The organism is Pseudomonas sp. LBUM1649 (genome assembly GCF_059716155.1).
Map to the genome: position 1 here is coordinate 5,712,501 of NZ_CP166807.1, position 19,050 is coordinate 5,731,550.

At 59.8% G+C, this 19,050-nt stretch carries 18 protein-coding genes and 2 pseudogenes (1 of these 20 cut by a window edge); 10 read left to right on the forward strand and 10 right to left on the reverse strand.

All coding sequences use genetic code 11. The features are described 5' to 3' along the window. From msrP to ACA058_RS26435, 5 genes are all read right to left on the reverse strand, one after another. Positions 1-276, reverse strand: the 5' end (the start) of a protein-coding gene (msrP, locus tag ACA058_RS26415) for a protein-methionine-sulfoxide reductase catalytic subunit MsrP (protein WP_497636583.1). It extends 738 nt beyond the left edge of the window; the window shows 276 of its 1,014 coding nt (coding positions 1-276); its start codon is at positions 274-276; the stop codon falls past the left edge of the window. 64 nt (positions 277-340) lie between these two features. Beyond that, positions 341-1,198: a CDP-diacylglycerol--serine O-phosphatidyltransferase gene (pssA, locus tag ACA058_RS26420; protein WP_008055839.1), complete on the reverse strand. Its 858-nt coding sequence runs from the start codon at positions 1,196-1,198 to the stop codon at positions 341-343. A 144-nt stretch (positions 1,199-1,342) separates the two neighbouring features. Next, a complete protein-coding gene (gene ilvC, locus ACA058_RS26425; protein ID WP_007909969.1) occupies positions 1,343-2,359 on the reverse strand; it encodes a ketol-acid reductoisomerase in 1,017 nt (338 codons plus the stop codon). A gap of 45 nt (positions 2,360-2,404) precedes the next feature. Continuing rightward, a complete protein-coding gene (ilvN, locus tag ACA058_RS26430) occupies positions 2,405-2,896 on the reverse strand; it encodes an acetolactate synthase small subunit (protein ID WP_003176102.1) in 492 nt (163 codons plus the stop codon). 2 nt (positions 2,897-2,898) lie between these two features. Then, positions 2,899-4,623, reverse strand: coding sequence for an acetolactate synthase 3 large subunit (locus ACA058_RS26435; RefSeq protein WP_497636584.1), 1,725 nt, complete (start codon positions 4,621-4,623; stop codon positions 2,899-2,901). Between the two features lie 449 nt (positions 4,624-5,072). Here ACA058_RS26435 and ACA058_RS26440 point away from each other — a divergent pair. Next, positions 5,073-5,222: pseudogene (locus ACA058_RS26440) on the forward strand (DUF4124 domain-containing protein); the annotation flags it as partial. 98 nt (positions 5,223-5,320) lie between these two features. Here the strand turns inward: ACA058_RS26440 and ACA058_RS26445 are convergent. Genes ACA058_RS26445 through mrcB form a run of 3 tightly spaced genes read right to left on the reverse strand, consistent with a single transcriptional unit; the run spans position 5,321 to position 8,731 of the window. Next, positions 5,321-5,656, reverse strand: coding sequence for a YqcC family protein (locus tag ACA058_RS26445; protein WP_497636585.1), 336 nt, complete (start codon positions 5,654-5,656; stop codon positions 5,321-5,323). Continuing rightward, the gene (locus ACA058_RS26450) at positions 5,656-6,390 is read right to left on the reverse strand and encodes a tetratricopeptide repeat protein (protein WP_497636586.1); all 735 of its coding nucleotides are present in this window, start codon (positions 6,388-6,390) and stop codon (positions 5,656-5,658) included. Before ACA058_RS26450 ends, ACA058_RS26445 begins: the two co-directional genes overlap by 1 nt. Before the next feature lie 16 nt (positions 6,391-6,406). Further along, positions 6,407-8,731 carry a penicillin-binding protein 1B gene (gene mrcB / locus ACA058_RS26455; RefSeq protein ID WP_497636587.1) on the reverse strand — a complete coding sequence of 775 codons (2,325 nt, stop codon included), beginning with the start codon at positions 8,729-8,731 and terminating at the stop codon, positions 6,407-6,409. 114 nt (positions 8,732-8,845) lie between these two features. On the opposite strand from mrcB, the gene ACA058_RS26460 reads away from it, so the two are divergent. The 5 genes and pseudogenes from ACA058_RS26460 to ACA058_RS26480 all read left to right on the forward strand — a co-directional run bounded on the left by ACA058_RS26460 (position 8,846) and on the right by ACA058_RS26480 (position 12,089). After that, on the forward strand, positions 8,846-10,402 hold the full coding sequence (locus tag ACA058_RS26460) for a bifunctional aminoglycoside phosphotransferase/ATP-binding protein (protein WP_497636588.1): 1,557 nt from the start codon (positions 8,846-8,848) through the stop codon (positions 10,400-10,402). Between the two features lie 91 nt (positions 10,403-10,493). Further along, positions 10,494-10,838 (forward strand): pentapeptide repeat-containing protein, encoded by a 345-nt coding sequence (locus tag ACA058_RS26465; RefSeq protein ID WP_497636589.1) that lies wholly within the window; start codon positions 10,494-10,496, stop codon positions 10,836-10,838. A gap of 243 nt (positions 10,839-11,081) precedes the next feature. Next, a complete protein-coding gene (locus ACA058_RS26470) occupies positions 11,082-11,354 on the forward strand; it encodes a TfoX/Sxy family protein (protein WP_007971093.1) in 273 nt (90 codons plus the stop codon). Between the two features lie 16 nt (positions 11,355-11,370). Further along, positions 11,371-11,507 (forward strand): annotated as a pseudogene (locus ACA058_RS26475) (cAMP-binding protein); the annotation flags it as partial. Positions 11,508-11,771: 264 nt separating this feature from the next. Continuing rightward, positions 11,772-12,089, forward strand: coding sequence for a Rieske (2Fe-2S) protein (locus ACA058_RS26480; protein WP_497636590.1), 318 nt, complete (start codon positions 11,772-11,774; stop codon positions 12,087-12,089). Here ACA058_RS26480 and sfsA read toward each other — a convergent pair. Next, a complete protein-coding gene (gene sfsA / locus ACA058_RS26485; protein ID WP_497636591.1) occupies positions 12,086-12,799 on the reverse strand; it encodes a DNA/RNA nuclease SfsA in 714 nt (237 codons plus the stop codon). The genes ACA058_RS26480 and sfsA overlap by 4 nt on opposite strands. Next, positions 12,799-13,971 carry a pyridoxal phosphate-dependent aminotransferase gene (locus tag ACA058_RS26490; RefSeq protein ID WP_497636592.1) on the reverse strand — a complete coding sequence of 391 codons (1,173 nt, stop codon included), beginning with the start codon at positions 13,969-13,971 and terminating at the stop codon, positions 12,799-12,801. The genes sfsA and ACA058_RS26490 overlap by 1 nt, the downstream gene beginning before the upstream one ends. Positions 13,972-14,303: 332 nt before the next feature. Between ACA058_RS26490 and dksA the strand changes: the two genes are divergently transcribed. The 4 genes from dksA to ACA058_RS26510 all read left to right on the forward strand — a co-directional run bounded on the left by dksA (position 14,304) and on the right by ACA058_RS26510 (position 19,038). Continuing rightward, entirely contained in the window at positions 14,304-14,747 is a 444-nt protein-coding gene (gene dksA, locus ACA058_RS26495) for an RNA polymerase-binding protein DksA (protein ID WP_046815673.1), read from the forward strand. A 202-nt stretch (positions 14,748-14,949) separates the two neighbouring features. Continuing rightward, entirely contained in the window at positions 14,950-15,846 is an 897-nt protein-coding gene (gene gluQRS / locus ACA058_RS26500; protein ID WP_497636593.1) for a tRNA glutamyl-Q(34) synthetase GluQRS, read from the forward strand. 77 nt (positions 15,847-15,923) lie between these two features. After that, on the forward strand, positions 15,924-16,100 hold the full coding sequence (locus ACA058_RS26505; protein WP_003176118.1) for a hypothetical protein: 177 nt from the start codon (positions 15,924-15,926) through the stop codon (positions 16,098-16,100). After that, positions 16,084-19,038 carry a sensor histidine kinase gene (locus tag ACA058_RS26510; RefSeq protein ID WP_497636594.1) on the forward strand — a complete coding sequence of 985 codons (2,955 nt, stop codon included), beginning with the start codon at positions 16,084-16,086 and terminating at the stop codon, positions 19,036-19,038. Before ACA058_RS26505 ends, ACA058_RS26510 begins: the two co-directional genes overlap by 17 nt. Positions 19,039-19,050: the final 12 nt, after the last annotated feature.

The following is a 19,050-nucleotide window of genomic DNA, read 5'->3' on the forward strand; positions in this document are numbered from 1 at the left end:
GTGCGTTGCGTCCTTGAACGGCGTGATCGCCTCATCCTTCACGCTGACTGCGCCCCATTGGGTGGAAGGAAGCTTTTCGACAAACCAGGAGGGTGCGTTGCCAGGCTCGACATCCGGATAACGCGCCGTTTCATCGGCCACAGCCCATCGAGGCAGACTGGTCACGGCCAATCCGGCCACGGCAGCACCTAATACATTGCGTCGCGAAAGATAGAAGGTTTCCGGCGTGACGTCCGACTCATGGCAGTCGGACGCTTTTGGGACTTTGATCAGCATGGCTACTCCGCAGCATTGGAGAACAGACGCACCAACAGACTGCGGAGTATGAAGGGAAATTACATCACTCGGCGCTTTTGCGCCGACGAAGATGTAACAGGTATTGCACCGGGCCGGATGCTGCGTAGGCGAGGAAAACCAGGAGCAGGATACGCGGCGGATCACTGAACACGACCGCAAACACCAGCACCACGGCGAGGATCGCCACGAAAGGTACGCGCCCCTTCAGGTCCAGCTCCTTGAAGCTGTTGTACTTGATGTTGCTGACCATCAGCATGCCGGCCGCCGCCACCATCAGCGCAACCAGGAAGGACATCTTGGAACCCTGGATGCCGTAATCGCTGAACGCCCAGACAATCCCGGCCACCACACCAGCGGCGGCCGGACTGGCCAGACCGATGAAATAGCGTTTATCGGCAGTACCGACCTGGGTGTTGAAACGCGCCAGGCGCAACGCCGCGCCTGCTACATAGATAAAGGCGACCATCCAGCCGACCTTACCCATGTCGCCCAGGGCCCAGCCAAAGGCGAGCAACGCCGGTGCCACGCCAAAGGCGACCATGTCCGACAGCGAGTCGTACTCGGCACCAAAGGCGCTCTGGGTATTGGTCATGCGGGCAACCCGGCCGTCGAGGCCGTCGAGCACCATGGCCACGAAAATCGCGATGGCGGCAAACGCGAAATACTTGCTCGCACCGATCGAGTCACCGGCACTCAGGGCACTCTGGGCGCTCATCGAGTTGATGATGGAATAGAACCCTGCGAAGAGATTCGCAGTGGTGAACAGATTCGGCAGCAGATAGATACCACGATGCCGGACTTTACGGCCTTCAGCGTCATGCCCTTCTTCGATGTGCTCATCGATGGGCAGAAGGCTTTCGGCGTCAGAAGCCTGCTTTGGCTCTTCGGGACGTTCGCTCATGGACATTACCTTGCAACGGGGTGGAAAGTTTCGACAGGTGTCTGGGACGACGGTTCGACCGCAAACGATGCAGCTTTATACCAGAACCGGTCACCCAAACGAAAAAACGCGGCCTAAGCCGCGTTTTTCGCACAAGCGCTCGACTTAGTTTTTGGCTTTGTCGACGATCTTGTTGGCACCGATCCAAGGCATCATGGAGCGCAGTTGCTCGCCGATGACTTCGATACCGTGCGCGGCGTTGTTACGACGCTTGGCGGTCATCGAAGGATAGCCGGTAGCGCCTTCGCTGATGAACATTTTGGCGTATTCGCCGTCCTGAATGCGTTTCAGGGCGTTGCGCATGGCCTGACGGGATTCGGCGTTGATGACTTCCGGGCCGGTCACGTACTCGCCGTACTCGGCGTTGTTGGAGATCGAGTAGTTCATGTTGGCGATACCGCCTTCGTACATGAGGTCAACGATCAGCTTCAGTTCGTGCAGGCACTCGAAGTAGGCCATTTCCGGCGCGTAGCCAGCTTCAACCAGGGTTTCGAAACCGGCTTTTACCAGTTCAACGGTACCGCCGCACAGAACGGCTTGTTCGCCGAACAGGTCGGTTTCAGTCTCGTCCTTGAAGGTGGTTTCGATGATGCCGGTACGACCGCCACCAACGCCGGCAGCGTAGGACAGCGCAACGTTCTTGGCGTTGCCGGAAGCGTCCTGGTAGATCGCGATCAGGTCAGGGATACCGCCGCCTTTCACGAACTCGGAACGAACGGTGTGGCCTGGTGCCTTCGGCGCGATCATGATCACGTCGAGGTCAGCGCGCGGTACAACCTGGTTGTAGTGGATCGCGAAGCCGTGGGAGAAGGCCAGGGTGGCGCCTTTCTTGATGTTCGGCTCGATTTCGTTCTTGTACAGGGAAGACTGGAACTCGTCCGGGGTCAGGATCATTACCAGGTCGGCAGCCGCAACAGCGGAAGCAACGTCAGTCACTTTCAGGCCATGGGCTTCAGCCTTGGCAACAGTGGCCGAGCCTTTGCGCAGGCCAACAGTCACGTCAACACCGGAGTCTTTCAGGTTGCACGCTTGTGCGTGGCCCTGGGAACCGTAACCGATGATGGCAACTTTCTTGCCCTGGATGATCGACAGGTCGCAGTCTTTATCGTAGAAAACTTTCATGAATTTCCCCTATATCAGGCCGTTCAGGCCATTCGCTAATTTGGTTTAGATGCTGAGTACTTTGTCGCCGCGGGCAATTCCGGTGACGCCACTGCGGACGGTCTCCAGGATCGAGGCGGTGCCAATGGACTGGATGAAGCTGTCGAGCTTGTCGCTGGTACCGGTCAATTGAACGGTATATACGCTGGCACTGACATCGACGATCTGTCCACGGTAAATATCGGTGGTGCGCTTGATCTCGGCGCGCTGGGCGCCGGTAGCCTTGACCTTGACCAGCATCAGCTCGCGCTCGATGTGAGCACTTTCCGACAGGTCGACCAATTTGACCACTTCGATCAGCTTGTTCAGGTTCTTGGTGATCTGCTCGATGACCTCATCGTGACCGACAGTGGTCAACGTCAGACGCGACAGAGTCGGGTCTTCGGTGGGTGCCACGGTCAGGCTTTCGATGTTGTAGTTGCGCTGCGAGAACAGGCCGACTACACGAGACAAAGCGCCAGGTTCGTTTTCCAGAAGCAAGGAAATAATGTGCCGCATGATTAAGTACGCTCCGTCTTGCTCAGCCACATATCGCGCATGGAGCCGTCTTTGATCTGCATCGGATAGACGTGCTCGCTGGTATCAACCGAAACATCGATGATCACCAGACGATCTTTCATGGCGAACGCTTCTTCCATCTTCGACTTCAAGTCTTTCGAATCGGTGATGCGCACGCCAACGTGGCCGTAGGCCTCCGCCAGCTTGACGAAATCAGGCAGCGATTCCATATAGGAATGAGAATGACGGCTGCCGTAGCTCATGTCCTGCCACTGGCGAACCATGCCCAGCACACCGTTGTTCAGGATGACGATTTTCACCGGCAAACCGTACTGCAGGCAGGTCGACAATTCCTGAATGTTCATCTGGATGCTGCCTTCGCCCGTTACGCAGGCGACGTCGTCATCCGGAAAGCTCAACTTGATGCCCATGGCTGCCGGGAAACCGAAGCCCATGGTGCCCAGGCCACCGGAATTGATCCAGCGGTTCGGCTTGTTGAACTTGTAGTACTGCGCCGCGAACATCTGATGCTGACCCACGTCGGACGCTACAAAAGCATCGCCCTTGGTCACTTCGCACAGGGTTTCAATCACCGCTTGCGGTTTGATGACACTGCCGTCGCCCTTGTCATAAGGGAACAGGCCGCGGTCACCGCGCCACTCGTCGATCTGCTTCCACCAGCTGGCAACGGACTCCTTGTTCGGGGTCTCGCCGATTTCCTTGAGGATCGCGACCATTTCGGTCAGGACGCTCTCGACCGGACCAACGATCGGCACATCGGCCTTGATGGTCTTGGAAATCGAAGCCGGGTCGATGTCGATGTGAATGATCTTGGCGTTCGGGCAGAACTTCGATGGGCCGTTGATGACGCGGTCGTCGAAACGTGCGCCGACGGCCAGGATCACGTCAGCATGGTGCATCGCCAGGTTGGCGGTGTAGCTGCCGTGCATGCCCAGCATGCCGATGAACTGACGGTCGGTACCAGGGTAGCCGCCCAGGCCCATCAGGGTATTGGTCACTGGCAGGTTGAGCATCTTCGCCAACTCGGTGAGCGGCGCGGAGCCACCACCCAGAATGACGCCACCGCCCGAATACATCACAGGACGCTTGGCCGCCAGGAGCATTTCTGCCGCCTTGCGGATTTGCCCCGAGTGGCCGCGAACGGCCGGGCTGTAGGAGCGCAGCTTGGCTTTTTTCGGGAAGACGTATTCGAACTTCTCGGCCGGGTTGGTCATGTCTTTCGGGATATCGACAACGACGGGACCAGGACGACCGGATTGCGCCAGGTAGAAGGCCTTCTTCATGACTTCCGGGATTTCCGACGCGTGCTTGATCATGAAGCTGTGTTTCACGATCGGCCGGGAGATACCGATCATGTCGGTTTCCTGGAAAGCGTCGGTACCGACCATGGTGCTAGGCACCTGGCCGGAAATCACCACCATCGGAATGGAGTCCATGTAGGCCGTGGCGATACCGGTGATGGCGTTGGTTGCACCTGGGCCGGAAGTCACCAGTACCACGCCGGCTTTACCGGTGGCACGGGCGTAGCCGTCAGCCATATGGGTCGCGGCCTGCTCGTGACGAACCAGGATGTGGGTCACTTCCGGTTCTTTGAACAGGGCATCGTAGACATGAAGAAGAGCACCACCCGGGTACCCGTAGATATATTTGACGCCTTCGTCGCGCAAAAAGCGGACGAGCATCTCACCGCCAGATAAAAGCTCCACGTTGTTCACCTCTAAAACGCCAGAATACCGTCCACGAAAAGGGGGACGGGTCTTAATAGGTTTACTTCTCAGCAGAGCATGAGCGACGGTGGTCGCCGACTACGTCAGCACTGACTGAGCAAGTATTGGGATCGTCCCAAGTGTTGCGGGCCTTTCCCACCCAGCGCGAGGTAACGCGTTGCGGGTGTAACAGGTCGGCGCTGGTGTGCGCCTCATGATCTGCCGAGTGGGTCTGCTTCTGGCAGTCCCTCTACAGCGGACTTTGGATTCTTCTGTTTCGTCCCCTGCAAGTCAAGTCGTCTATGTGCTTTATTGAACTAAGCACATGAGAAAGCAAGAAAAAACCGCCAAACTGCATGTGTGTTAGCTTCAATTGCGCAACCCGAGACAAGGAAATGGCATGCGAACGTTTTTCTTGAGCGCCGGCCTGCTGGCTGGCTTGAGCCCTTTGTGCGTGGCGGCGCACCAACCTGGCGCAATTGCAGAATAATCCGCGTTTGAGAGAGGAAGTAGATGGCCAGATGCGGCGTCTTGATGACTCCCAACGCCAGGAACGCATTAGCGAAACGCAAAAACAGATAACGCAGAACTGCTTGTAGGAGCAAAGCTTGCTCGCGATAGCGGAGCAACAGTCAACGTATGTGTTGAATGCAAGGCACCCATCGCGAGCAAGCTTTGCTCCTACAAGGGAACGGGGTTACCGCGAAGCGGTGATCAGTTGATCGAACTCTTTGAGCAAAACCTGTAGCTGCCGATCCTTGCCCTGGACATTGCGCCCGGCGAAGACCATTTCGGCCATCTCCTGAATCCCCGATGCATTCGGCAAGGGCAGATCCTGCTCCAGGATTGCTTTCATGCGCGGCAGGAAGATCCATTGCAGCCACTGCTCAAAGTCCAGCGTATCGACCGAAAACGGCTCAACGCTGGACAGCGCTTCAGCGGATGGTGCGACTTCGTCCCACCACCCCTGCACCCGCAACTCACGCTCGATCAGCAGCAGCTGATCGGCGATTTGAAGAAAGCGTGCATCCATCACGAAGTAACCTTGGCTTTCTGACGAGCCAGTGTTGCGCCCGCCGAATCGCCCTGCTTCTCACGCGCCTGGGCGATCAACTCCCACAGGCTGGCCTGGAGTGCCGGACGCCCGTTGGCGAAGGTCAGGCCACGGCGAGCAAATTGCTCGGCCTGCGGCGCATCACCTTGAGCCATGCGCACTTGCGCCAGGCGATAGAGCACTTGCGGCTCACGCGGGGCGACACGCTGGGCACGCTCGAGGCTGGATGAAGCGCCATTGAGGTCGCCGCCAGCCTGTTGCTGCTGAGCGGTGGTCAGCAGGGCCAGTACCGGACCGTCCAGTTGCTCGTCGGCGGACAGACCACCGGAACTGGCCGACGGAATTCCGCTCGGCGTCGAAGGCATGCTGTAGCTGCCCTGAGTGACCGGCGCGGACTGAACCGGCGACGTGTCGATCGGTCCTGGCGTAATCGGGCCTGGGGTAATGGGGGCAGTGCTGATCGGTGCCGACGTCACCGCACCACCCCCTGGCACCATCACGACAACACCGGTATCGCCTTGTGGAATCTCCTGAGTCTGAGATTGCACAGGACGTTTTACCGTCGTCTGACGGTAGCCGCCGTTCGCCGATACGCGCTCGCTATTGGAAACCCTGGTACCAGAATCCTCTACCGGAATCGAACCGCGCTGTACCGTGGAGCAACCGCTGAGCAAAGCCACGGCAGTAACCGCTGGAATCAACCACTTGTTCACTTGAAACCCTCTTTGCTTAATTCATCCAGCCCTTGACCCAATCCATCACCGTTTCAGCGTTGACAGGGCTTTCGCCACCGCAAGCGGCACCGGGAGGCGGCTCGCTGCCGCGAATATACGGCATCTGCACGGCGCCCGGGCAACCGGCGTCGGAACCTTGACCGGTTCGCGAATCGACCCAGGCCTGAACGATATTATCCGGCTGCGGCATGTCCAACGGCAACGGGTCGGCCTTGCGCATGAAGCTGGTCCAGACCTGCAACGCACCGGTGGCACCCGTGAACGGTGTCTTGCCGTTATCGTCGCGCCCCAACCAGACCACCGCCAGCAAGTCCTGACTGAACCCTGCGAACCAACTGTCTCGCGAGTCGTTACTGGTCCCGGTCTTGCCGGCCAGGGTCAAGGTCTTCGGTAACACGTTGTAGACCGAGCTACCGGTACCTTCACGCATGACGCGCTGCATGGCGCTCTGGATCAGGTAGATCGACGCCGGGTCGAAACGTTGCTGAATCTGGAACGGATAACGCTTGAGCGGCTCGCCTTCGGCCGTCAATACGCTGCGAATCCCGCGCATCGGCGTATTGAAACCGCCATTGGCGAGCGTCTGGTACATGGTCGCCACTTCGATCGGGGTCATGCCTCCGGCGCCCAGCAACATCGACGGGAAAGCCGGGAACTCGCGACTGACACCCAGGCGCCCGAGTGTCTTGAGGACATTCGGTACGCCCACGGCCAAGCCCAGGCGTGCGGTCGACAAGTTGTAGGAGTGCGCCAGTCCTTGATAAAGGAAAACCGTGCCGTGGGAGCGGCGATCATAGTTCTGCGGCTTCCAGACCTGGCCGTCCGCGCCCTTGACCGAGAAGGAATCGTCCGACAGCCAGCTGGTCAATGTGTACTGGCTCGGTTTTTCGAGTGCCGTCAGGTAAACCGCCGGTTTGATCAACGAGCCGATCGGCCGCACCGCGTCCAGTGCCCGATTGAAACCGGCAAAGCCGGCCTGGCGACTGCCGATCATGGCCTGCACCTCGCCGGTTTCCGGGTTGGTCACGACCATCGCCGCCTCGACATCGTCCGAACCCTTGCGGCCGGACAGGCGTTTGAAGGTGTCGTTGACAGACGCTTCGGCTTTCATCTGCAGGATCGGATCGAAGCTGGTAAAGATCCGCAGTCCCTCTTCGGTCAAGTCTTCGTCGCGGTAGTCTTCACGCAGCTGGCGCTTGACCAGATCAAGGAAGCCGGGGAACGAGCTGTCCGCCAGACTGCCCCGCTTGGTCACGCCCAGTGGCATTTTCTTCGCCGCTTCGACTTGCTCGGCCGTGGCAACGCCCTGCTCCTGCAGCACATCGAGCACCAGGTTGCGCCGCTCAAGTGCGCGCTCCGGATACCGGCGCGGGTTGTAGGAGGACGGCCCCTTGACCATGCCTACCAGCAAGGCAACCTGATGCAACTTGAGCTCGGCCAATGGCTGGCTGAAGAAGAACTGGCTGGCCAGCCCGAAACCGTGCACCGCGCGTTGACCGTCCTGGCCGACAAACACTTCATTGAGGTAAGCCTCAAGGATTTCACGTTTGTCATAGTGCAGTTCCAGCAGCAGCGCCATCATTGCTTCGGTCAGCTTGCGGCTCAGGCTGCGCTCGTTGGTCAGGTAGAAGTTCTTGACCAGCTGTTGCGTCAGGGTACTACCCCCCTGACGCATGCGACCTGACGAGCCGTTGACCCAGATCGCACGGGCAATCGACTTCGGCGAGACACCAAAGTGGTGATAGAAATCACGGTCCTCGACCGCGACCAGGGTCTCGAGCAGATACGGCGGCACCTGATCGATCTTGATCAGGATCCGGTCTTCGAGGTTTTTCGGGTACAGGCCGCCGATCAGCAACGGTTCCAGACGAACCACCGACAACTTTGAACCCTTGGTCGCCGACAGTTCGGCCACGTAATCACCCGAGAAGCGCACACGCACCGGTTGCGCTTGCTCCATGCCTTCATAGAACTGGAAGCCACGGGTGTTCAGATCGACGGTATTGCCGTTGACCGAGGCCGCGCCCGGACCGTTGGCCACGCTTTCACGGCGATAGCCCAAGGCATCGAGCTCGGTGAGAAAATCGTCCCTGCTCAGCTTTTGTCCGACGAACAGCTCGAGCGGACGCGCGTAGACCTTGGCCGGAATGGTCCAGCGCTTGCCGGAGAACTTCTCCTGCACGATGGCATCGAGGTAAACGGCGAACCCGGCCAGCACCACAAGGCCGACCAGGCTGAGTTTAAGGGCCCAGCCCAGCCAGGGCCGCAGGCCTCTGGAGGGGGGTTTCTTTGGGGTACGGGGGGTTCGAGTACGAGTCATGGCGGCGGATTATACGCACTTTACTCATACTCAACAGGAGGCCCGCGAGTTTGCGTTAGGCTGGCTAGACGCCATAATGACCGCCTGAATTTTTCCCACTCTTAAGGATCGCCTGTGAGCCAGTCACTGATCGCCGCCCTGCAAAACCCGGCCCTCTACCCGCATCCTGTAGATGGATTCAAGGTCATCGAGACCCACATTTCCTGGGTCGTGCTTACCGGCCCCTTTGCTTATAAAGTGAAGAAGCCGATGAACTTCGGCTTCCTCGACTTCACCACCCTTGAGGCTCGGGAGCATTTCTGCGGCGAAGAGCTGCGCCTGAACCAGCGCCTGACCCAGGATCTTTATCTCGAAGTGTTACCGATCACCGGTAGCGCCGAAGCGCCGCAACTGGGCGGCGAGGGTCCGGCCATCGAGTACGCGCTGAAAATGCGCCAGTTTGCCCAGGACGGATTGCTCAGTTCGCTGCAAGCCAACGGCGAATTGACGCCTGCGCACATCGACCAGATGGCTGATCAGATCGCCCGCTTCCACCTGGACGCACCGCGTGTGCCGGCAGAACACGAAGCCGGGACCGCGGACAGTGTCATGGCTCCTGTGCGGCAAAACTTCGAGCAGATTCGCCCCTTCCTCAGCGACAAGGCCGACCTGCTGCAACTGGACGCCCTGCAGGCCTGGGCCGAGAGCAGCTTCGAACGCCTCAAGCCACTGTTCGCCCAACGCAAGGTCGAGGGTTTCATTCGCGAATGCCACGGTGACATCCATTTGGGCAACGCCACCGTGATCGACGGCAGTGTCGTGATCTTCGACTGCATCGAATTCAACGAACCGTTCCGCTTCACCGACGTGTACGCCGACACCGCCTTCCTGGCGATGGACCTGGAAGACCGCGGCCTGAAGTGCCTGGCACGTCGATTCATCAGCCAATACCTGCAGCTGACCGGCGATTACCAGGGCCTGGAACTGCTGAACTTCTATAAAGCCTACCGTGCACTGGTTCGCGCCAAGGTCAGCCTGTTCAGCATGCCGGCCGAGGCCACTGCGGTGCAGCGCGCCACGACACTGCGTCAATACCGCAACTACGCCAACCTGGCGGAAAGCTATAGCACCATCCCGTCGTGCTTCATGGCCATCACCCACGGTGTTTCCGCCGTTGGCAAAAGCCATGTGGCGATGCGCCTGGTGGAAGCGCTGGGGGCGATTCGCCTGCGCTCCGATGTAGAACGCAAACGTCTGTTCGGCGAGCAAACCGTTGCCAACAACCTGCAAGCCGGCATTTATAGTGCCGACGCCAGCGCCGCGACCTACCAGCGCCTGCACGAAATTGCCGCGGCGATCCTGCACGCCGGGTTCCCGGTGGTGATCGATGCCACTTACCTCAAGCACGAGCAGCGCATCAACGCGGCGAAAGTGGCCGAGGCCACCGGTGCGCCATTCCTGATCCTTGACTGCAATGCACCGCAAGCGGTGATCGAGAGCTGGCTGGCCCAGCGCCAGGCGGACAAAAAGGATCCGTCCGACGCCACCCTGGCCGTTATCGAAGCCCAGCAAGCCAGTCGTGAAGCATTGACGCCCGCAGAAATCCTCTGCAGCAAACGCGTGCAGACCAATGAAAGCGGAACCCTCGACACGGTGGTGGAACAGATTCGCCAGCGCCTGCCGGGCCTGTAAGGAAGCATTTCAGTCGTGAAGCCTGACCCGGCTTCGCGGCTGTCAAATAGCGGCACTATACTGGCGCCATGAATCCAACAGGTGACGTGACATGAGCCAGCCGAAACTGCTCGACACCCCGCTGTTTGCCTTGCTGCACAAAGACGACATCTCGGGCTTCAACAAAGAGCGCCCAGAGCTTGGGCCTATCGACATGGTCGGTGGTGATTTCCGTGGCCTGGACCTGCGCGAACTAAATGCCGACGGCATCGACTTCACCGACGCCTATTTCCGCTCCGCCGATCTGCGCGGCATCGATTTTCGCAACGCTTCGCTTGAAGGTGCGAGCCTGGCCCACGCACAGATTTCCGGCGCCTACTTTCCGGTGGAACTGAGCGCCGACGAAATCCTGATGTCGATGAACTTCGGTACGCGCCTGCGTTATCGCACCCGTTGACCGCCAGTCTAAATTGACAAGTCAAGCGCCCCCGCTTCGCGCTTGACTGTGGGCTGTCTTGCTTGAAAATCTGGGAATTTACTCGCTATTCCCCTCCTTTTCCTCGTTTTTCGCAGCACTACCACCAGCTACCTCTTAGAAGCATTTGCGTCAAAAACGAGCAAACAATCACGCTTTTCCTGCTGATGGCTACACTCCTCAGAAGCTTGCCCACGCACCATTCGGCCATCGCAAGGAGGCTTGATGAATGATGAACTGCAACACTTGAAGAATCTTGGCAAGACGTCGGCGCAATGGCTGCATGCGGTGGGCATCCACAGCGCCTCGGACTTGCGTCGCCTGGGGGCGGTGGATGCTTATCGGGCCGTACGCACGCGCGGGTTTCGGGCGTCCAAGGTGTTGTTGTACGCGATCGAAGGCGCCTTGATGGACGTGCACTGGAACGACATCCCCGCCGAACGCAAGGAAGCTTTGAACAAACAACTCGAAGCCATCTCGTCACGCCACAAGAATTGAACGAGTAACGCTCGCCATGTACTTACTTGGGGAACAACCGGCTTACGCCCACTGATCAATAGGCTGCAAAACATTCCAACCCGACTGTTGCAGGGTTTGGCACCGAGTGGGCCCTCAGTCGAATTTCCTGCCATCGACGACCTCGCCGCCGACGAGCGTGAAACACCAATTGAATAAATGAATAATCACCTGTTGACTTGGTAATGAGAATCGATATGATTACCGCAACTGGTCGCGAGACTAGTGGATATTCTGAAAAGCCCTTGGTTCGGACTCTCAGATTATCTCCTCATCAGGCTAATCACGGTTATTTGACCCGGCTCTTGCCGGGTCTTTTTTTTTTGCCTGTGGAAAGTCGCGCAGCGCTGTAACAAGTATCCTGAGCACCTGACACTTGCTCGCGACCTGAGGATCAGCATGAAATTTCTGTGTACAGGCATTGAGCTGGCCGATGACAGCAGTCGGGGGTTCGAGCTCAACCACCAGAAACTGTTCGCCGTGCGCCGGAGCGGCCTGGTCTACGTCTATATCAATCGCTGCCCGCACCGTGGCGTCGGACTCGAATGGACCCCTGACCAGTTCCTCGACCCCAGCAACAGCCTGATTCAGTGTGCCACCCATGGCGCCCTGTTCTTGATCGAGGACGGTGAATGTGTCGCCGGCCCCTGCGCCGGGCAATCGCTGACCCGTGTCGAATGCCGCGAAGACGCACAGGGGATCTGGGTCAGCCTCTAACTGCCGAGCAATACCTCCAGACGCCGATACACCACCATTTCCTCATGGGTCAGGCGTACGCCGTAGGCCAGCACTTCAACGCCACACGCCACGGCCTCACGCAAGGCCTGCGCGTAGGCTGAATCGATCTCTTCAGCCGGACGCACGGCTTCGATGCCACTGAGATTGACGCAATACAACTGCACCGCGCGAATCCCGTCCCGGGCCAGATGGGCCAATTCACGCAAATGCTTGGCCCCGCGCTGGGTCACCGCATCGGGGAACGCCGCCACGGGCGTGCCGTCATAGCCCAGGGTGACGCTTTTGACTTCCACGAACGCCGGCCCGCTCGGGTAATCGAGGCGGAAATCGATGCGACTGCTTTCCTGACCGTAAGCGACTTCGCGTTTCAACTCGGTGAAGCCGTTCAACTCGGTGATCACCCCCGCCCGCAACGCCTCTTCGATCAAGCCATTGGCCCGCCCGGTATTCACGCAGAACAAGCGCCCGTGCGGGGTTTCGCCAATTTCCCAGGTACCGGGCAACTTGCGCTTGGGGTCATTGGAGCGACTGAACCAGACCTGCCCGCCTTCGACCTGACAATTGAGCATCGAGCCAGTGTTCGGGCAATGAATGGTCAGCAACTCGCCATCGACGGTTTCGATGTCGGCGAGAAAACGCTTGTAGCGGCGAATCAGCCGACCTTCTTCAAGGGGGGGATGAAAACGCATCAGCCTTGCCAGCTCCGCAGACCACGACCGATACGCTCCACCGCTTCCTGCAAGCGTTCGAGGCTTTGGGTGTAGGCAAACCGAACGTGGTGCCCGGCTTGATACCGGCCGAAGTCCAGCCCCGGCGTAATCGCGACATGTTCAGTTTCGAGGAAGTGACGGCAGAACGCGAAGGCATCGCCGCCGAACTTGCTGATATCGGCGTACAAGTAGAACGCGCCTTCCGGTTCGACGGCAATGCCGAAACCGAGATCTCGAAGAGCAGGCAGCAGGAAGTCCCGACGACGACCGAATTCGGCGCGACGCTCTTCCAGGATCGCAATGGTGGCAGGCTCGAAACAGGCCAACGCCGCGTGCTGGGCCATGCTTGGCGCGCTGATGTAGAGGTTTTGCGCGAGCTTTTCCAACTCTCCTACCGCCGCGTCCGGCGCTACCAGCCAGCCAAGACGCCAGCCCGTCATGCCGAAATATTTGGAAAAACTATTCAGCACAAAGGCACTGTCGTCGACTTCCAGCACGCTGGCCGCATCGGTGCCGTAGGTCAGGCCATGGTAGATCTCGTCCACCACCAGGTGACCGTGGCGCTGTTTGATGGCCTTGGACAGCCCCGCCAGCTCATCGCGGGCGAGGATCGTACCGGTTGGGTTGGCCGGCGAGGCCACCAGCGCGCCCACGCTGTCGTGGTCCCAATGCCGCTCGATCAGATCCGGCGTCAGTTGATAACGCACATCCGGACCTACCGGGACCAACTGCGCGGCGCCTTCAACCAGGCGCAGGAAATGCCGGTTGCACGGGTAACCCGGGTCGGCCAGCAGCCAGTGCTTGCCCGGATCGACCAGCAAGGCACTGGCCAGCAACAACGCACCGGAACCGCCGGGCGTGATGAGGATGCGTCGCGGGTCGATGTTCAAGCCATAACGCTGCTGATAAAAGCCCGAAATGGCCTCACGCAGTTCGGGAATTCCGCGGGCGGCGGTGTAACGCGTCTTGCCCCCCTCCAGTGCGGCCTGTCCGGCGCGGATGATCGGCTCGGCGGTGGTGAAATCCGGTTCGCCGATTTCCAGGTGGATCACATCGTGACCGGCAGCCTGCAATTCATTGGCCCGCGCCAGCAGCGCCATCACATGGAAAGGTTCGATGGCGCGACTGCGGGCACTGTAGGACTGAGCCATTGGCCTTCCTTAAGCAGGGAAAAGAACGATTCTACCCAAGCGCAGGAACGAGCGAGAACCTAAAGCGGTCAGAGGGCTTATGACCCAGGCCACAAACGAGCTGAGCGAGTGTTCAGGGTTTGACTAAAATCATTAATTGAGCGGGTTCCAGAGCCACCAGGCAACGCTTTGCCATCATTTGCAAGCACCGCGGGCTGCGGCCTCGACATCCGGGAGTAGCGCGGTCTGATTTGATCTGGTAAGTTCGCCCGCTTGCAGCCGCAGGGCCGGCGGGTGCCGGTGATGGAGCAATCCTGCGCAGATGGATTACAAGAGTAGAGGCGGTCTATTTCATGTCCACCCAAGCAAAGCAACAAGCGAATCAGACGATCAGCGGCTTCGAGCCCTATGTTCAGAAGGCTGGCGAAGAGTACATGGGCGAGCCCATGCGCAAACACTTCACCAAGGTTCTGAATCAGTGGAAAAAAGAGCTGATGGAAGGTGTCGACAAGACTGTGGACCACATGAAGGACGAAGCGGCCAACTTCCCGGACCCGGCAGACCGTGCCAGCCAGGAAGAAGAGTTCGCTCTCGAGCTTCGAGCCCGCGATCGTGAGCGCAAGTTGATCAAGAAGATCGACAAGACGCTTCAGCTGATCGAAGACGAAGAGTACGGCTGGTGTGAATCCTGCGGCATCGAGATCGGCGTCAAGCGTCTTGAGGCGCGCCCTACCGCTGACTTGTGCATCGACTGCAAGACACTGGCGGAAATCAAGGAAAAGCAAGTCGGCAAATAATGGCGGCTTGAACGAAGAACGGAGCGTGCGAACGCTCCGTTTTTGTTTCCGAAATTCGCCTCGGCACGAAACCCTGTGGGAGCGAGCCTGCTCGCGAAGGGGCCTTCAGTTTCAACATTTATGCTGGCTGACACACCGCCTTCGCGAGCAGGCTCGCTCCCACAGGTGGCTGGCGCAAGCCCGGACAAACAAACATCACCTCATGACCGCCATCACCAGTTCCTCCTACATCGGGCGCTTCGCCCCCACGCCCAGTGGCCATCTGCATTTCGGTTCGCTGGTCGCCGCATTGGCTTCGTACCTCGACGCCCGCTCGGTGGGTGGCCGCTGGCTGATGCGCATGGAAGATCTCGACCCGCCCCGCGAAGAACCCGGCGCCCAGGCCGCGATCCTCAAGGCCCTGGAGAGCTATGGCTTCGAGTGGGATGGCGAGATGGTCCGCCAGAGCGACCGCCACGATGCCTATGCCGAAGTGCTCAATCGCCTGTTCAATCAAGGCCTGGCCTACGCATGCACTTGCTCGCGCAAACAGCTGGAGCCGTACCACGGCATTTATCCGGGACTGTGCCGCAATGCTGGGCATGGCACTGAGGACGCCGCGATCCGGGTGCGCGTGCCCGAACTGGACTATCACTTCATCGACCGGGTGCAGGGCGAGTTCCACCAGCATCTGGGCCGGGATGTCGGTGACTTCGTGATTCGCCGGCGCGACGGGCTCTACGCTTATCAACTAGCGGTGGTCCTGGACGATGCCTGGCAAGGCATCACCGACATCGTGCGCGGTGCCGACCTGCTCGATTCCACGCCGCGCCAGCTCTATTTGCAGGAGCTGCTCGGCCTGCGCCAGCCGCGTTATTTGCACATCCCGCTGATTACCCAACCCGATGGCAACAAACTCGGCAAGTCCTACCGCTCGCCGCCACTGACCGAAGATCAGGCCACACCTTTGTTGCTGCGGGCGTTGCGCGCACTGGGCCAGTCCCCCGCTGCCGAACTGGCCTACGCCACGCCACGGGAAGTGCTGGACTGGGGCATTGCCCACTGGGATGCCCTGTTGATCCCACGCACACTGAGCCTGCCCGAGGCGCAGCTACAGTGATCGTGCTTGCAGTGGCGCGCCCATCCGTTACCATCGCCGCACGTTTTCGGGCACGGGCATAAAAAAGAGAGGCCGGGATGTACATCTATCGCTTGGTCCTGCTCCTGGTAGTGGGGATTTACCTGTTTTCCCCAGCCATCATGGATTGGTGGATCGACGCCACTGGCGCCTGGTATCGCCCTTATCTGCTCTGGCTGATCCTGATCGTCGTGACCTTCATCCTGCAGAGCCAAAAAGATGCCGATGAGCTTTAGCCTGACCCAGATGATCCTGATCAGCGCCGCGTACCTGGCGGTGCTGTTCGGCGTGGCCTGGGTCAGCGAACGGGGCATGATCCCGCGGGCGATCATTCGCCACCCGCTGACGTACACCTTGTCGCTGGGGGTCTACGCCAGTGCCTGGGCGTTTTATGGCACCGTGGGCCTGGCCTATCAGTATGGCTACGGCTTCCTGTCCAGCTACCTGGGTGTTTCAGGCGCGTTTCTGCTGGCGCCGGTGTTGCTGTATCCGATCCTGAAGATCACCCGCACCTACCAGCTGTCGTCCCTGGCCGATCTGTTCGCCTTCCGCTTTCGCAGTACCTGGGCTGGCGCGCTGACCACGATTTTCATGCTGGTCGGGGTACTGCCCCTGCTGGCGCTGCAGATCCAGGCGGTCGCTGACTCCATCGGTATCCTCACCCGCGAGCCGGTACAGCATCGCGTGGCGCTGAGTTTCTGCGCACTGATAACGCTGTTCACGATTTTCTTCGGCTCCCGGCACATCGCCACCCGGGAAAAACATGAAGGCCTGGTGTTCGCGATTGCCTTCGAGTCGGTCATCAAGCTGATCGCCCTCGGCGGCGTCGGCCTCTATGCGCTGTATGGCGTATTCGACGGCCCGCAACAGCTGGAGTTGTGGCTGTTGCAAAACCAGACCGCTCTGGCCGCGCTGCACACGCCGCTGCAGGAAGGCCCTTGGCGCACGCTGCTGCTGGTGTTCTTCGCCTCGGCGATCGTCATGCCGCACATGTACCACATGACCTTCACCGAAAACCTCAATCCGCGTTCGCTGGTCAGCGCGAGCTGGGGCTTGCCGCTGTTCCTGCTGCTGATGAGCCTGGCTGTGCCGCTGATTCTCTGGGCCGGCCTGAAGCTCGGCGCCACCACCAACCCGGAATATTTCACCCTGGGCATCGGCATCGCGGCCAACAGCAAGGCCTTGGCGCTACTGGCGTATGTCGGTGGCCTGTCCGCCGCCAGCGGCCTGATCATCGTCACCACCCTGGCCCTGTCCGGCATGGCCCTGAACCACCTGGTGCTGCCGCTGTACCAGCCGCCGGCCGAAGGCAACATCTACCGCTGGCTGAAGTGGACCCGTCGCGCCCTGATCGTCGCCATCATCATGGCCGGCTACGGTTTCTACCTGCTGCTGGGCGCAGAGCAGGACCTGGCCAACCTCGGCATTGTCGCCTTCGTGGCCACCCTGCAGTTCCTGCCGGGCGTGCTGTCGGTCCTGTATTGGCCGACCGCCAACCGTCGCGGCTTCATCGCCGGGCTGCTGGCAGGGATCCTGGTGTGGCTGGTGACCATGTTGCTACCGCTGGTCGGTAACCTGCAGGGCTTCTACATACCGTTGTTGAACATGATCTACGTGCTCGATGACACCAGTTGGCACATGGCCGCGATCGCCTCCCTGGCCGCCAACGTACTGATGTTCACCCTGATTTCGCTGTTCACCAATGCCAGCACCGAAGAGGCCAGCGCCGCCGAAGCCTGCGCCGTGGACAACGTGCGTCGCCCGCAACGCCGGGAACTGCACGCCGCCTCGCCCCAGGAATTCGCCACCCAGCTGGCTAAACCGCTGGGTGCCAAGGCTGCGCAGAAAGAAGTCGAGCAGGCCCTGCGCGATCTCTACCTGCCCTTCGACGAGCGTCGACCGTACGCCTTGCGCCGCTTGCGCGACCGGATCGAAGCCAACCTGTCCGGCCTGATGGGACCGAGCGTGGCCCAGGACATGGTCGAGACGTTCCTGCCCTACAAGGCCGGCGGCGAAAACTATGTCACCGAAGACATCCACTTCATCGAAAGCCGCCTCGAGGACTACCATTCGCGCCTGACCGGCCTGGCCGCCGAACTCGATGCCCTGCGCCGCTATCACCGCCAGACCCTGCAGGAACTGCCGATGGGCGTCTGTTCGCTGGCCAAGGACCAGGAAATCCTCATGTGGAACAAAGCCATGGAGGAACTGACCGGGATCGCCGCGCAGCGTGTGGTCGGTTCGCGCCTGAGCACCATTGCCGACCCGTGGAAAGAGCTGCTGCAAGGCTTCATCAATGTTCCGGATGAGCACTTGCACAAACAGCACCTGGCCCTCGACGGCCAGACCCGCTGGCTGAACCTGCACAAAGCGGCGATCGACGAACCGCTCGCACCGGGCAACAGTGGCCTGGTATTGCTGGTGGAGGACCTGACCGAAACCCAGATGCTCGAAGACAAACTGGTGCATTCCGAACGCCTGGCCAGCATCGGTCGCCTGGCTGCGGGCGTGGCCCATGAAATCGGCAACCCGATCACCGGCATCGCCTGCCTGGCGCAGAACCTGCGTGAAGAGCGCGAGGAAGACGGCGAACTCAAGGAAATCAGCGGGCAGATCCTCGAACAGACCAAGCGCGTCTCGCGCATCGTGCAGTCGTTGATGAGCTTCGCCCATGCCGGCAGCCACCAGCACAGCGACGAGCCCGTCTGTCTGGCGGAAGTGGCCCAGGACGCCATCGGCCTGCTGGCCCTGAACCGGCGTAATTTCGAAGTGCAGTTCTACAACCTGTGCGATCCCGATCATTGGGTCGAAGGGGATCCGCAGCGGCTCGCCCAGGTGTTGATCAACCTGCTCTCAAACGCCCGCGACGCCTCGCCTCCCGGTAGCGCGGTGCGGGTCAAGAGCGAAGCCGGCGAACACACGGTCGACCTGATCGTGGAAGACGAGGGCAGCGGTATTCCGAAGAACATCATGGACCGATTGTTCGAACCCTTCTTCACCACCAAGGACCCGGGTGAAGGCACCGGTCTGGGCCTTGCACTGGTCTATTCCATCGTTGAAGAGCATTATGGACAAATCACCATCGACAGCCCGGCTGATGTTCAGAGCCAACGCGGCACCCGTATCCGGGTGACATTACCGCGTCATGTCGAAGCGACGTCCGCTGTGAACTGAGACCGTCGAGAG